Raw genomic sequence first — 12,961 nt, forward strand, 5'->3', positions numbered from 1 at the left:
GAGCGGTCTTTCGATCGACGAATTAGGACGGGTGCTAGGCTTGTCCCACGCGGGGACGGTGCGGCTTGTCGATCGATTGGTTGCAGCCGGGTTCGCCGTTCGATCCAAAGCGCTACGGGACCGTCGTGCAGTAGCGCTGATGCTCACTGAGGCAGGCGAGACTCGCCTATCTGCGATCCTGCAACGAAGAAACGAGACTTTATCCGAAATCCTTAGCCATGTCTCGAATGCTGACCGCCTCGTGCTGGAACGTATTGCCGAGACAATACTTGCGCAGATGTCTGACGACGCTGTCTCGGCGCTGACGATATGCCGGCTCTGCGACGAGAGGCGATGCTACAACTGTCCGATGGATGCCTTTGGAATGCTGGAGTCGTCGACGCATAGAGTCGACCCATAAGTGCGCGCAGAGACGCTTAGCGTATATCTGTGCCCGTTCTATGTCCTGACCCCTGTCCGGCGTCGCGCGCGCGGCACGTGGCGGTGTGCTGGTGAAGGGCGGTGCGCCGCTCGAAAACCTCGGCTCGTTGAAGGCGATCGCCTTCGACAAGACCGGCACGCTGACCGAAGGGCGCCCGCGCATCACCGATGTCGTGCCCGTCGACGGCACCGACGAAGGCGAGCTGCTGTCGCTGGCCGTCGCTGTCGAGGCGCTGAGCGATCACCCGCTGGCCCAAGCGATCGTCAACGACGGCCGCGAACGCCTGAATGGGCGCCCGTTGCCCACCGCTGGCGACCTCAAGAGCCTGACCGGTCGTGGCGTCACCGCGAGCGTGGATGGCGAGACGGTGTGGATCGGCAAGGCCGAGATGTTTGGGGGCGAGGGCATACCGGCGCTGGGGCAGGGGGCGCAGGACGCGATCGCGAAGCTGCGCGAGAACGGCCGCACGACGATGGTCGTCCGCAAGGGAGACCGCGACCTAGGCGCGATCGGCCTGATGGACACGCCCCGCGAAGCGGCCAAGACCGCGCTGCGCCGGCTGCACGAGATGGGTGTGTCGCGGATGATAATGATCTCCGGCGATCACCAGAAGGTCGCCGAAGCGATCGCCAACGATGTCGGAATCGATGAGGCGTGGGGCGACCTCATGCCCGAAGACAAGGTGGCCGCAATCAAGAAGCTTGCCGGCGAGGACAAGGTCGCGATGGTCGGCGACGGCGTGAACGACGCGCCCGCGATGGCGAGCGCCACGGTCGGCATCGCAATGGGCGCGGCGGGGTCGGACGTAGCGCTCGAGACGGCCGACGTAGCGCTGATGGCCGACGACCTGGCGCACTTGCCGTTCGCGGTCGGCCTGAGCCGTCATACGCGCGGCATCATCCGTCAGAACGTGTTCGTCAGCCTGGGCGTCGTCGCCTTCCTCGTGCCTGCCACCATCCTCGGCCTCGGCATCGGGCCAGCGGTGGCGGTCCATGAGGGATCGACACTGCTCGTCGTCATCAACGCGCTCCGGCTGCTCGCCTACCGCGACCCGGCGGGGAACGCGGCATGAAGTGGCTGGTCGCTTTCGACCTCGACGGCACGCTCGCGGAGAGCAAACGCCCGTTATCGGAGGATATGGCCGCGATCATCGCCCGGTTGCTCGCCGTTACCGATGTGGCGGTGATCTCGGGCGGGGACTGGCCACAATTCGAAAAGCAGGTCGCGTCGCGCTTGCCTGCGGACGCAGCGCTCGACCGCCTCTGGTTGATGCCGACCACCGGCACCAAGCTCTATCGCTTCATCGATGGGGCTTGGTGCGTGGTCTATGCCGAGCTGTTCGACGATGCGGAGAAGGCGAAGATCCGCGCGGCCTTCGACCGGGCGCTGGCCGATGCCGGCCTCGCCGATGAACGCATATGGGGCGAGCGGATCGAGGATCGCGGCAGCCAGATTACCTTTTCGGGGCTGGGGCAGGCGGCGCCGCTGAAGGAAAAGGAGGGATGGGACCGGGATCGGAAAAAACGCACTGCATTGCAGGCGACCTTGCGCGCAGTGCTGCCGGGCCTCTCGATCAATCTTGGCGGTACGACATCGATCGACGTGACGAGGGCAGGGGTCGACAAAGGCTACGGCCTGAAGCGCCTGAGCGCCGAAAGCGGCGTGCCGCTCGACGGCATGTTGTTCATCGGCGATGCGATCTTCCCCGGTGGAAATGACTATCCCGCCGTCGAGATCGGCCTCGACACGGTCAGGGTGCGCGACGTTGCGGAAACCGCCGCCGTCGTGGCCGCCATCATCGCATGTCTGCACCGGTAGGTTCGCAGATGTTCACGATCCTCGCCTTAATCACGAGCGCCTTCAAGGCGCTCGGCCCAACATTCGTTTTTAACCTCCGATTTGGAGCGATCGCGTAGAACAGGCAGGCCGGCATGTTTCAAAGCTCATGGTGGGAGATAACCACCCATATCATCAGTCTCGCCGTCGCCTACGCGCTTGCCCTTCCGGTTGGCTGGGATCGCGAGAAGGACGCCCGTAGCGCAGGCATCCGCACATTCCCGTTGGTTGCCATCGCCAGTTGCGGCTTCGTGCTGGTAGGCATCGCGATCCTCGGCCGCACGTCCCCGGCGCAGGCCAGGTTGCTCGAAGGTCTGATTACAGGCGTCGGTTTCATTGGGGGCGGCGCGATCCTGAAGAAGGGTAGCAAAGCCTCGGGTACGGCAACAGCGGCCAGCCTGTGGGCGACTGGCGCGCTCGGGGCGGCCGTCGGCTACGGCCTATACGATATCGCCTTCATCCTGAGCTGCACCACCTTCCTGACCCTGCGCTGTTCTCGTCCGCTCAAGCGCGCTACCAATGGCGACGCCTGTACTCCGGCAAGTCCATGACGACCTCTCAGGCGAGCCGATGGACACATCCAGTGCAAGCCCTCACCCGACGTTGGGCGCCGGCGCGGACTATCCCGGCGCGGGACCGCCAACACCGCTTGCTGCGCTGGGCGACGCTGTTGGAGCGCAATCCTCACCAGATCATCGGCCTGCTGCCTCCCTCTTGGGCAGGCGGTGACGCGCGCGGCCCGATGATCGATCGGCCGAGCGCGATCGATGTCGCATGGGACGATGTGGTGCTGCGTGTGATGGGGCTGGCGGGTCGATCGCGCCGTGAAGCCAAAGCATTCTTCGGGCTGTCGGACGCGGAATTGGATCGAATTGTCGCTGGGTCGTGGCGGTGTCCGATCCGCCCCGCTTGGCAGGTCGCCGCGCGGATCAGGAACGTCGAGTGCCCGCGACTGGAAAACGCGATCGTAGGATCGGTCCTCGCCCTCATCCTCGTGTTCTGCGCCATCTTCTATTGGATCATCTGACGAGGCTGTCTTGTGTTCGACATCATAACATCGATCCTATCGGCACTCGGCGGCTTTGGCGTCTTCCTGCTGATGCTGGCCGAGAACGTCTTTCCGCCGATTCCATCGGAAGTGATCCTGCCCCTTGCGGGCTACACGGCCGCGCAGGGGCGCGGCTCGCTGTGGGTGGTCGTTATCGCTGGCACCCTCGGATCGGCCGCAGGAGCGATCCTATGGTACTATGTCGGGCGCTGGATCGGCATCGATCGGTTGAAGCGCTTTGCTTCTCGCCACGGTCGATGGCTGACGTTGACGGCGGACGAGATCGATCATGTCGATCGCTGGTTCGACCGCTATGGCCGTTGGGCGGTTCTGTTCGGACGAATGGTCCCGGGAGTCCGGACGTTGATTTCGGTGCCAGCAGGGGTCAGCGGAATGCCCCTCGGTCCGTTCCTGCTTTCCACGCTTGCCGGCTCGGCAATATGGACCGTGATCCTCGTGCTAGCCGGCTACGAGCTGGGCGAACGCTATAATCAGGTGGCGAGCGTCATCGAACCGGTCAGCAACGCCGTGCTCTTGCTGGCCGTCATTTGGTATCTCTGGCGGGTCGCGACCTTCGGGCGATCCGGGGATCGCCATTGATGAATGTCAATGGCTCGTCTCCCGTTTTTCCCGCCGGACTTTGGCTTACGGCAGCTTCGATGCTGGTCTTCGTCACGCGCTACGCCAGTGCCCTTGGCCTGGTCCCGCGAGGAACCACGTTCATTCTCATCAAGTGGATCGGGAGGCTTTACCGCATCGGGTTTCGCGCATGGCGTCGCAACGGGGGGAAGTGGCGCTGGGCCGCATCATCAAGATCCACCGCCACAAGGTAAGCGAAGCATCCTATGTACTATCTTGCAGTCAAGGCCATCGTCTCGGGCATACTAATCGCGGCAGCGTCGGAAGTGGCGAAGCGCTATCCCGGGTTCGGAGCGCTGATTGCGTCGCTACCGGTCGTCTCGGTCCTTGGCATGATATGGCTGTGGCACGACCGGCCTGATGCGATGAACATGGCGGCCCATGCGCAGGCGACCTTCTGGTTCGTACTCCCCTCGCTGCCGCTATTCCTACTGATACCAGTCCTTTTGCGTCACGGAATTGGCTTTTGGCCAGCCTTGGCCGCCGGATGCTGCCTGACCGTCCTGCTCTATATCGCGATGGTTCTCGCACTCCGGCGCTTTGGCATCGCTTTGTGATTTCCATGAACAACGAGCGGGTGAACAGAATGACAAACCTCAAGGAACGCGCGCTCATTGCCGCTGTCGCGACCATCGCTCTGACTGGATGCGGACTGATTAAACCACGGGATGCTGGCTATTTCCGTTTCCACGCGGAAGAGGCGAGGCTGGTTGTCACCCGCTGCGAGCGGGGCCAGGAAACCGGCAGCGACTGCGAGGCCGCGGCCCAGGCCGTGGCCGAGCTCGATGCGGCTGCGCGCCGGCAACCTCCGGCCAGAGCCGGACGCCAGCGCGGACATGATGCTACACTGGAGAAGGAACGTGATGATCGGAATTAACGGCACGCTCGCGCTGATGGTCGCAACGGCCGCTGGACTGACGCCACCTGCTGCGAGCGCACAGCACGCTCAACACGGTACGAGCGTGACCCGGGGAGCTGATGCGGGAAAGCGGGCCGACACGCCCGCAACCAGAGCCTACCGGGCCGCGAACGCCAAGATGCATGGCGCTATGGACGTGGCCTTCACTGGTGATGCCGACGCCGACTTCATGCGCGCGATGATCCCCCATCATGAAGGCGCGATCGCGATGGCCGAGATAGAATTGAGGTACGGGCGCGATCCCGCTGTTCGCCGGCTTGCAGCCGAAGTAGTGGCGACGCAGCGGCGCGAGATCGCCGAGATGCGGGCGTGGCTTGCCCGGCGCGAAACCCGCAAGTAGCGGCCCGAAGCCTTACCGCCGTCAATGATGGCGGCGGTAATGCCTCGGACGGGAATGACGATCATAGTGCCGATCGCGCACGTAGTGGCGAGACTGGTATCGCGGAGAGTCGGCATAATAGCCGCCACCATAATAGGGCTGCGCATAGCCATAGCCGTGATTTGACACGACCACACGTCCATGTCCGCCGTAGCTACCATGACCTGTGGAATGACGGCCACCATGGTGCTGCGCCATCGCAGTACCAGGGACCAACGAAGCCAGCAGCCCCGCTGCAATCCAAAATGTCTTACGCATGTCTACTCTCCTACCATCGGACGATAGGATCGAACGACGGCGTATTTGATATTAGGGCTTCTACTTGAACCGACACTGAACTTGATGCCGGTCAACGATACCAGAACGTGCGCATGTAGACTCAAATCTGGGCCTTTGTGGTGCCGACAGTCGAACCTTGTGCCTTTGAGCCTCTCAATCGCATGGACAACGCTGTGATGGCTGGCAGGACAAGAAGGGTCAGGATTGTCGATGTTATAAGCCCCCCGATGACGACCGTTGCGAGTGGGCGTTGCACTTCTGCTCCTGTGCCGGTCGCAAGCGCCATCGGCACGAAGCCAAGAGACGCGACCAGCGCGGTCATCAGCACCGGACGGACGCGCTCCATTGCGCCGCCCACGATCGCATCGTCGTCGGCCGCACCGTCTTCGCGATACTTTCCGATCGCACTCATCATCACGAGGCCGTTGAGGACGGCAACGCCCGATAGGGCTATGAACCCGACCGCTGCGGTGATCGAGAAGGGGATACCGCGCAGCAGCAGCGCAAACACGCCCCCTGCGAGCGCCATCGGCACCGCCGAGAACACGATCGCCGCCGACACGAAGCTGCCGAGCGCCATGTAGAGCAGGGCATAGATCGCGATAAAGCAGATCGGCACGACGATCAGCAGGCGCAACCGAGCCGATTGCAGGCTCTCGAAGGTGCCGCCCCACTCAGTATACATGCCGGCGGGAAGCTGCATCTGGCCGATCCTCGCCTGTGCTTCGTCGACGAACCCGCCAAGATCGCGCCCGCGGACGTTGATCTGCACGACCACCATCCGCTTGCCATTCTCGCGACTAACCTGGTTCAACCCCTGCGTGTAGTTGAACCGGGCGACCTGGCTGAGCGGGATCGAGCGCGCCACCTGACCCTCGGCAGTGGGCAGCATCACCGGGATCGACCCCAGTGTCTCAAGGTCATCCCGTTGCGCATCGGGGAGGCGGACCACGACGTCGAACCGCCGGTCTCCCTCGAACAACAACCCGGCCTCGCGCCCGCCAAGCGCAGCCGAGACCGTGTTCGCCACCTCCTCAACCGACAGGCCATAACGGCCCGCCGCTTGCCGATCGATCTGCACGTCGAAGGTCGGCGCGCCGGACGTCTGTTCGGCACTCACGTCACCAGCGCCCGGGATGGTGCGCATGACGGAAGCGATGCGCCGCGCCTGTTCGCTCATCGCGTCGAGGTCATCGCCGTAGAGTTTGATCGCGACGTCGGCGCGAACGCCGGCGATCAGCTCGTTGAAGCGCATCTGGATCGGTTGCTGAATCTCTGTTCGGTTGCCGATCAGCGGTTTCATCCGCTCCTCGATGCGGCGAAGGATGTCCTCCTTGCTCTTAACCTCCGCCGGCCACTCGTCCTCTGGCTTTGGAATCACATAGGTATCCGACGCATTGGGCGGCATCGGATCGGTGCCGAGATCGGCGTTGCCGTTCTTAGAGAAGACCAGCGCCACCTCCGGCAGCGTCTTCAATGCATTCTCGATCTGAAGCTGCATCTGTGTCGACTGATCGATCGACGCCGATGGCACGCGGAAGTTGGTGACGGTTATGTCCTTCTCGTCGAGCTGCGGCATGAACTCCTCGCCGAGCAAGCCAAAGCTCAGCACTGCCGCGACGAACACGCCGACACCGCCCAGAATGAAGGGCATCGGCCGAGCTACGCCCCTGCCCAGCACGGGGGCGTAGCGTTCCTTGAACCAGCGGATCGGCTTCACTTCCGTCTCGCTGACCCGGCCCTTGACGACGATCGCGATCATCGCGGGAACGAAGGTCAGCGACAGGACGAAAGCGGAGGCGAGCGCCACCATCAACGTGATCGCCATCGGCGCGAACGTCTTGCCCTCAACGCCCTGGAAGGTGAGCAGCGGCACGAAGACGAGGAAGATGATGAGCTGACCATAAACGGTCGGCCGCACCATCTCCTTGGCCGCGAGTGTCGTTTCCTCCATCCGCTCGTCGCGGGTGAGAAGCCGGCCTTCATGCTCCTGGCGCTCGGCGAGGCGGCGAAGCGCATTCTCGACGATGATGACGGCGCCGTCGACGATCAGCCCGAAGTCGAGCGCTCCAAGGCTCATCAGGTTGCCCGATACGCCCAGCCCGTTCATGCCGGCGGCCGTCATCAGCATAGTGATCGGGATGACCGCAGCGGTGATGAGCGCGGCGCGGATGTTGCCGAGCAGCAGGAACAGCACGACGATGACGAGCAGCGCGCCTTCTGTGAGGTTCTTTTCGACCGTCGCGATCGTCGCGTTGACCAGCTTGGACCGGTTGTAGACCGGCTCGGCGAACACGTCGGGCGGCAGCGCCTTGTTGATCTGCGTCAGCTTCTCGGCGGCATCGGTCGCGACGATGCGGCTGTTGTCGCCCACCAGCATCAGCACGGTCGAGATGACCGCTTCCGATCCCATGCGACTGCCGGATCCGGTGCGGACCGCACCGCCGATCACGACCTGGCCCACGTCCTTGACGCGGATGGGAACGCCGTTCCGGGTTGCCACGACGGCTTCCTGAATGTCATCGATCGATTTGAGGCGAGCATCGGCGCGGACAAGGAAGCTCTCGCCGGCACGGCGGACGTAATTGGAGCCGGCAGAGAGATTGGCCCGCTCCATCGCGTCCGCCAACTCCGTCACCGACAGCCCATAGCTAACGAGCGCGTTCAGGTTTGGCTCGATCAGATATTGCTTCACATAGCCGCCGTTGGAATCAACCCCGGCGACGCCGCGCACGGCGCGCATCTGTGGGCGGATGATCCAATCCTGCACCGTGCGGAGATATGCCGCCTTCGCCAGCTCGGTGGTCAGGCGTTCGCCCTCGGGCGTGAGATAGCTGCCGTCCGACTGCCAGCCCGGCTTCCCATCGACCGTCTTCAAGCCCTTGCCGTCGGGGTGACGGAAGGCGACCGAATAGAAGAAAATCTCGCCGAGCCCGGTGCTGAGCGGTGCTAGGATCGGCTGCGCGTTGGAAGGCAGGCTGTCGCGCGATTGTGCGAGCCGTTCCGTCACCTGCTGGCGCGCGAAGTAAATGTCGGTGCGGTCGGTGAAGACCGCCGTTACCTGGCTGAAGCCGTTGCGCGAGATGGAGCGGGTCATCTCAAGCCCTGGGATTCCGGCCAGCGCCGTTTCCACCGGGAACGTCACCTGCTTTTCGATGTCGACCGGCCCAAGCGTCGGGGCGAATGTGCTGATCTGGACCTGTCGGTTGGTGACGTCGGGCACAGCGTCAATCGGCAGCTTGGTGATCTGCCATAAACCAAAGCCAATGACGACGAGGGTCAGGACGGCGACAAGCCATCGCATCCGGACCGAAAGGGAGAGGATGCGGCCGATCATTCCGCCGACTCCTTCTCGATCTCCGCTTTGAGGAGAAAAGCGTTGGTGGTGGCGATCTGCGTGCCGGCGGCGAGGCCGCCGGTGATCGCCACCATCCCGCCTGATCGGCTGCCGACCTGAACCGGCTGTGCGCGGAAGCCTTGGCCGGTGCGGACGAACACTACGGTATCGCTGCCAAGCGTCTGCACCGCGTCTTGCGGCACCATCACGCCACTCTTGGCGGCCCCGCCGCTGGCGAGGATACGAGCCTGCACAAGCTGGCCCGGGGCGAGTGTGCTGCCGCCAGAGGTCGGCGTGATGACGACGGTCGCGGTCCGCGATTGCGGATCGACGACGCCGGTCGACGAACGTACGCGGCCCTCGATCTTGCGGCCATCGGTGGTGGTCAACTCCACCCTGTCACCTTCTCGGACCCGGCCTGCATCGGCGGGGGGAACGCTAGCCGTGATCTGAAGCCGGCGCGGGTCGGCGACGCGGAACAGCTCGGTTTCAGCCGCGACGAACTGGCCGAGATTGGCACCAGCATTGGTGACGCGCCCCGAGACGGGGCTGACGACCGCAACCGATCGGCCGTCACCTGATACGCGGGCAGCGCCTGCGGCGGCGCTAGCGCGCCGGGCATCGGCCTGGGCGACCGCCAGATTGGCTTGTGCGGCTTCATAGTCAGCGCGGGGGGTGACGCCCTGGGCAAGCAAACCGCGTTCGCGTTCGAGCTGGCGAGCGGCGAGAGTGACGCGCGCGGACGCGGCCGAGCGATCGGCTGCGATCTGCGAAGCATCGCGGCTCTCGACCAGAGCGAGCGTCTGGCCGGCTCGCACAAGATCGCCGATGCGGACCATGATACGGCTGACCGTGCCCGGTGCGCGCGCGGTCAGCACCGCCTCGGCGTCGGGCGTCGCCTCGACCGTAGCGGAGGCAAGGATCGCGGCGTCCAGCTCGCCGGAGGCCGCCGGGGCTACAGTGATCTGCGATGCCGAAAGTGCCTGCTGCGTCATCGCGACCGTGTTCGACGGCTTGGCTGGCGCTGCGGCCTCCGTAGGAGCAGGGGCAGGGGCGGGCGATTGGGTGAGGCGCGCAGCGCCGAATCCAAGCGCGGCGGCAGCGACCAGGCCAATGGCGGCGCCGGTGTAGAGGCGAGTTTTATCGGTCATTGCACCGCTTCTCCGGTGATGGTGAGGCCCTGCAGACGGGCGAGATTGGCGCGGGCGTCGAGGCGCGCTGCGGCGGCATCGAGGATGAGGCCGCGGGCGACTCCGAGATTTTGACGTGCGGCGAGCAGTTCGATCAGCGGGCTTTTACCTGCCTCGTAAGCGATGCGGGCGAGGCGGTAGCCTTCTTCGGCGGTTGTCAAAGTCCGCTGCGCGGCAGCGGCACGAGCGTCGGCTGCCTCGACCAGCGCTAGACCGGCGCGTGTCCCGGCCTCGGCTTCGAGCCGGGCCGCGGCGGCGCGCGCTTCTGCTCCTTGCAGCTCAGCGCGTGCCGCCGCGATGTTGCCCTGGTTGCGATCGAAGAAGGGGAGCGGGACCGATATGCCGGCGACTAGGGCAGGGCCGCTCGCGACGCGGAGTTGACGCACTCCAAGCTGCGCAGTGACGTTCGGAATGGCGAGGCGCTGTTGCACCGTCACCGCCCGCGCAGCGGCGTCTTGTTCGGCTTCCGCGACCCGCACCGTCGTCGCCTGCATCGCGTCAATGGGACCGAAAGCCGGCTTGGCATCGAGCCGATCGAGGAGTGACTCCGAAAGACCGGTGAAGGGGGTGGTCATACCGGCGAGCGCCGAAAGACGTGCCAGCGCGACCGTCTTGAAAGCGCGCGCGTTTTCGAGGTCGGCCTGAAGCGTGTTCAGTTCGGTTTCGGCCTGCACTTGCCGGAGACGGGCTTCCTTGCCGGCGCCGACCAAAGCGCGGGCAACCCTCAAGACATCGGTCGCCTGTTTAACCTCTTCTTCGGCGATGGTGATGCGACGATCGGCGATTTCGGCACCAGCATAAGCGCGCGCCAGCTCAGTCGCAAAGACGAGACGGCCGTCACGATCGCGCGCCTTTGCCGCAACGATCCCGGCTTCACCGGCGGCGATCCGAGCGGATCGCTTGCCGCCCAGTTCGACAGGCTGATCGACCTGGAAAGTCGTCTGTTGTTGATTGCGCGCATTGCGATCGTGGTCGCCCACGAAATTCTCTGCATAGACATTGATCGAGGGGTTCGGTCGGGCGCGCGCTTGTAATGCCAAGCCGCGTGCTCGGGCGACGTCTGCTTCTAGCGCCAGGACGCGCGGCACATCACGCGTCTGATTTAGAAGCTGTGCAAAGGGGGGTGCGGTCTGCGACCACGCCGCACCTACGGGCGATAGCGCCGCAAAGGCGCCGGTCAGCGCAACGGTGCGCGACCGGCGAAAACTGCCGTTCATAGGCGTCACCTCAAGCTTTGTACGCTGAACAACGATTTTCCGGACATAATGTGAACATTGGTGTCAGGCAGCGGCGCGAAGGTACTGGTAGAGGGTTTCGCGGCTGATGCCCATGTCGCGCGCGATGGTCGCCTTGCGTTCACCGGCGGCAACGCGGCGGTGCAGATCGGCAATCATCTCATCCGAGAGCGACCGTTTCCGCCCCCGATAGGCGCCGCGCTGCCGAGCGATCGCAATGCCTTCGCGTTGCCGTTCGCGGATCAGGGCGCGCTCGAACTCAGCAAACGCACCCATGACCGAGAGCATCAGATTGGCCATCGGGGAGTCCTCCCCCGAGAAGGACAGGCTTTCCTTCTCAAACTCGATCCGGATACCTCGCTTGGTGAGGCCCTGGACCAGCTTGCGCAGGTCATCCAGATTGCGGGCCAACCGATCCATGCTGTGGACGACGACGGTATCGCCTTCGCGGGCGAAAGTGAGCAGAGCCTCAAGCTGGGGGCGGTTGACGTCCTTGCCCGATGCCTTGTCGGTGAAGGTCCGATCGAGCGACTGACCTTCCAATTGGCGATCCACATTCTGATCGAACGTGCTGACCCGGACATAGCCGATCCGTTGCCCCTTCACTGCGCACTCTCTCCATCAAAATGTCAGGTTGAAATCTATGATACGCAACGACATTCGTCAACAAATTCCGTTTAGTACCCTAATCTGACAGAAACCGCGGTAGCGCCCTGACGTCCGGTTAGGCTATACTCCAAGCTGACATCACGAAATCAAATCCCTCAAAGATGGCGTCAATTGCCTTGATGGGGTAAAAACTGGAGTGCTTCCAGGATGGGACATTCGGCAACGTCATCTCCAGTGCATCTGGCTAACGTGGTCGCCAGCGTCACCTCTATCTTCTGCAAATCTGCAATGCGGCGGCGGACATCTTCAAGGTGGAGTTCGGTTCTCGCCATAACCTCCGCGCAGGTTTGTGCACCGGTATCGGTGAGCGACAACAATGACCGTATGTCATCCATTGCATAGCCAAGGTCGCGCGCGCGCAGGATGAACTGCAACCTTTGCACCAGTTCCGGCGAATAGACGCGGTAGCCGTTGGAACTGCGAGGCGGCCCCGGCAGCAATCCCACCTTCTCGTAATAGCGGATGGTTTCGAGATTGCAGCCTGTTTTCCGGGCAAGCTGGGCACGCAAGATGCCGACCTGTTGCTCCATGAAAATACCTCTTGAGTCTGTAGTGGCTACAGAGCCTACACTGCGAATCACTCAGTTGGAACAAGGGATTCAAGCCATGGTCTCAACGCCGGAAGCGAGACAGCCAGCCCTCACCGAAAACCACGAGCCGAAGCAGGCAAACTGGGTTGCGGCGGGCGCATTGATCGGCGCGGGGCTCGCCTCGGCTTGCTGCGTCGTCCCGCTACTGTTGGTTATGCTCGGAATTTCCGGCGCGTGGATCGCCAACCTGACGGCGCTCGAACCTTACAAGCCCTATGTCGCAGGCGTAACGCTCGCGCTGCTCGGCTACGGCTTCTGGCATGTCTATTTCAAGCCGAAACCGCCCTGTGAAGACGGTTCCTACTGCGCTCGTCCACAATCGGCTTGGACCACCAAGGCGGTGCTGTGGCTGGGCCTTGCCGTCGCCATCCTGGCGCTCACCATCGACTGGTGGGCACCCTGGTTCTATTGAAAGGAAA

14 protein-coding genes and 1 pseudogene are annotated in these 12,961 nt (G+C 63.6%); 10 read left to right on the top strand and 5 right to left on the bottom strand.

Annotated elements, in window-relative coordinates:
* From AX672_RS13650 to copM, 9 genes and pseudogenes are all read left to right on the top strand, one after another.
* Positions 1-400 (top strand): MarR family winged helix-turn-helix transcriptional regulator (locus AX672_RS13650; protein WP_066652213.1); only part of this gene is annotated, 400 nt, incomplete at its 5' end.
* 52 nt (positions 401-452) lie between these two features.
* Positions 453-1,493, top strand: a pseudogene (locus AX672_RS13655) (HAD-IC family P-type ATPase); the annotation flags it as partial.
* Positions 1,490-2,239: an HAD-IIB family hydrolase gene (locus AX672_RS13660; RefSeq protein ID WP_007406852.1), complete on the top strand. Its 750-nt coding sequence runs from the start codon at positions 1,490-1,492 to the stop codon at positions 2,237-2,239. The pseudogene AX672_RS13655 and the gene AX672_RS13660, both read left to right, overlap by 4 nt.
* A 113-nt stretch (positions 2,240-2,352) precedes the next feature.
* Positions 2,353-2,808 (top strand): MgtC/SapB family protein, encoded by a 456-nt coding sequence (locus tag AX672_RS13665; protein WP_018251228.1) that lies wholly within the window; start codon positions 2,353-2,355, stop codon positions 2,806-2,808.
* Positions 2,809-2,927: 119 nt separating this feature from the next.
* Positions 2,928-3,284: a hypothetical protein gene (locus AX672_RS13670; RefSeq protein ID WP_231731359.1), complete on the top strand. Its 357-nt coding sequence runs from the start codon at positions 2,928-2,930 to the stop codon at positions 3,282-3,284.
* Between the two features lie 12 nt (positions 3,285-3,296).
* A complete protein-coding gene (locus AX672_RS13675) occupies positions 3,297-3,905 on the top strand; it encodes a DedA family protein (RefSeq protein ID WP_007406854.1) in 609 nt (202 codons plus the stop codon).
* Between the two features lie 245 nt (positions 3,906-4,150).
* Positions 4,151-4,501, top strand: coding sequence for a DUF3147 family protein (locus tag AX672_RS13680; protein WP_018251229.1), 351 nt, complete (start codon positions 4,151-4,153; stop codon positions 4,499-4,501).
* A 5-nt stretch (positions 4,502-4,506) separates the two neighbouring features.
* Positions 4,507-4,821 (top strand): hypothetical protein, encoded by a 315-nt coding sequence (locus AX672_RS13685; protein ID WP_206379108.1) that lies wholly within the window; start codon positions 4,507-4,509, stop codon positions 4,819-4,821.
* Entirely contained in the window at positions 4,808-5,203 is a 396-nt protein-coding gene (copM, locus tag AX672_RS13690) for a CopM family metallochaperone (RefSeq protein WP_050794225.1), read from the top strand. Before AX672_RS13685 ends, copM begins: the two co-directional genes overlap by 14 nt.
* A 418-nt stretch (positions 5,204-5,621) precedes the next feature.
* On the opposite strand, the gene AX672_RS13695 is transcribed toward copM, so the two are convergent.
* From AX672_RS13695 to AX672_RS13715, 5 genes are all read right to left on the bottom strand, one after another.
* On the bottom strand, positions 5,622-8,858 hold the full coding sequence (locus AX672_RS13695; protein WP_018251231.1) for an efflux RND transporter permease subunit: 3,237 nt from the start codon (positions 8,856-8,858) through the stop codon (positions 5,622-5,624).
* Entirely contained in the window at positions 8,855-10,009 is a 1,155-nt protein-coding gene (locus AX672_RS13700) for an efflux RND transporter periplasmic adaptor subunit (RefSeq protein WP_007406857.1), read from the bottom strand. The genes AX672_RS13695 and AX672_RS13700 overlap by 4 nt, the downstream gene beginning before the upstream one ends.
* Positions 10,006-11,265: a TolC family protein gene (locus tag AX672_RS13705; protein WP_007406848.1), complete on the bottom strand. Its 1,260-nt coding sequence runs from the start codon at positions 11,263-11,265 to the stop codon at positions 10,006-10,008. The genes AX672_RS13700 and AX672_RS13705 overlap by 4 nt, the downstream gene beginning before the upstream one ends.
* A gap of 63 nt (positions 11,266-11,328) precedes the next feature.
* Complete coding sequence (locus AX672_RS13710) at positions 11,329-11,889, bottom strand: recombinase family protein (RefSeq protein ID WP_004213255.1); 561 nt, start codon at positions 11,887-11,889, stop codon at positions 11,329-11,331.
* A gap of 170 nt (positions 11,890-12,059) precedes the next feature.
* Entirely contained in the window at positions 12,060-12,482 is a 423-nt protein-coding gene (locus AX672_RS13715; protein ID WP_039330852.1) for a MerR family transcriptional regulator, read from the bottom strand.
* A 55-nt stretch (positions 12,483-12,537) separates the two neighbouring features.
* On the opposite strand from AX672_RS13715, the gene AX672_RS13720 reads away from it, so the two are divergent.
* Entirely contained in the window at positions 12,538-12,954 is a 417-nt protein-coding gene (locus tag AX672_RS13720; RefSeq protein ID WP_443026239.1) for a mercuric transporter MerT family protein, read from the top strand.
* The last annotated feature ends 7 nt before the right edge of the window (positions 12,955-12,961 follow it).

The organism is Sphingomonas sp. CCH10-B3, assembly GCF_001556185.1.
GTDB classification, from domain to species: Bacteria; Pseudomonadota; Alphaproteobacteria; order Sphingomonadales; family Sphingomonadaceae; genus Sphingomonas; species Sphingomonas aquatica.

What these genes read in the sequence shown, in the direction of transcription:
- AX672_RS13660 (WP_007406852.1), top strand. Translation starts at nt 1,490, where the DNA reads ATGAAGTGGCTGGTCGCTTTCGACCTCGACGGCACGCTCGCGGAGAGC.
- AX672_RS13665 (WP_018251228.1), top strand. Translation starts at nt 2,353, where the DNA reads ATGTTTCAAAGCTCATGGTGGGAGATAACCACCCATATCATCAGTCTC.
- AX672_RS13680 (WP_018251229.1), top strand. Translation starts at nt 4,151, where the DNA reads ATGTACTATCTTGCAGTCAAGGCCATCGTCTCGGGCATACTAATCGCG.
- AX672_RS13685 (WP_206379108.1), top strand. Translation starts at nt 4,507, where the DNA reads ATGAACAACGAGCGGGTGAACAGAATGACAAACCTCAAGGAACGCGCG.
- copM (WP_050794225.1), top strand. Translation starts at nt 4,808, where the DNA reads ATGATCGGAATTAACGGCACGCTCGCGCTGATGGTCGCAACGGCCGCT.
- AX672_RS13695 (WP_018251231.1), bottom strand. Translation starts at nt 8,858, where the DNA reads ATGATCGGCCGCATCCTCTCCCTTTCGGTCCGGATGCGATGGCTTGTC.
- AX672_RS13700 (WP_007406857.1), bottom strand. Translation starts at nt 10,009, where the DNA reads ATGACCGATAAAACTCGCCTCTACACCGGCGCCGCCATTGGCCTGGTC.
- AX672_RS13705 (WP_007406848.1), bottom strand. Translation starts at nt 11,265, where the DNA reads ATGAACGGCAGTTTTCGCCGGTCGCGCACCGTTGCGCTGACCGGCGCC.
- AX672_RS13715 (WP_039330852.1), bottom strand. Translation starts at nt 12,482, where the DNA reads ATGGAGCAACAGGTCGGCATCTTGCGTGCCCAGCTTGCCCGGAAAACA.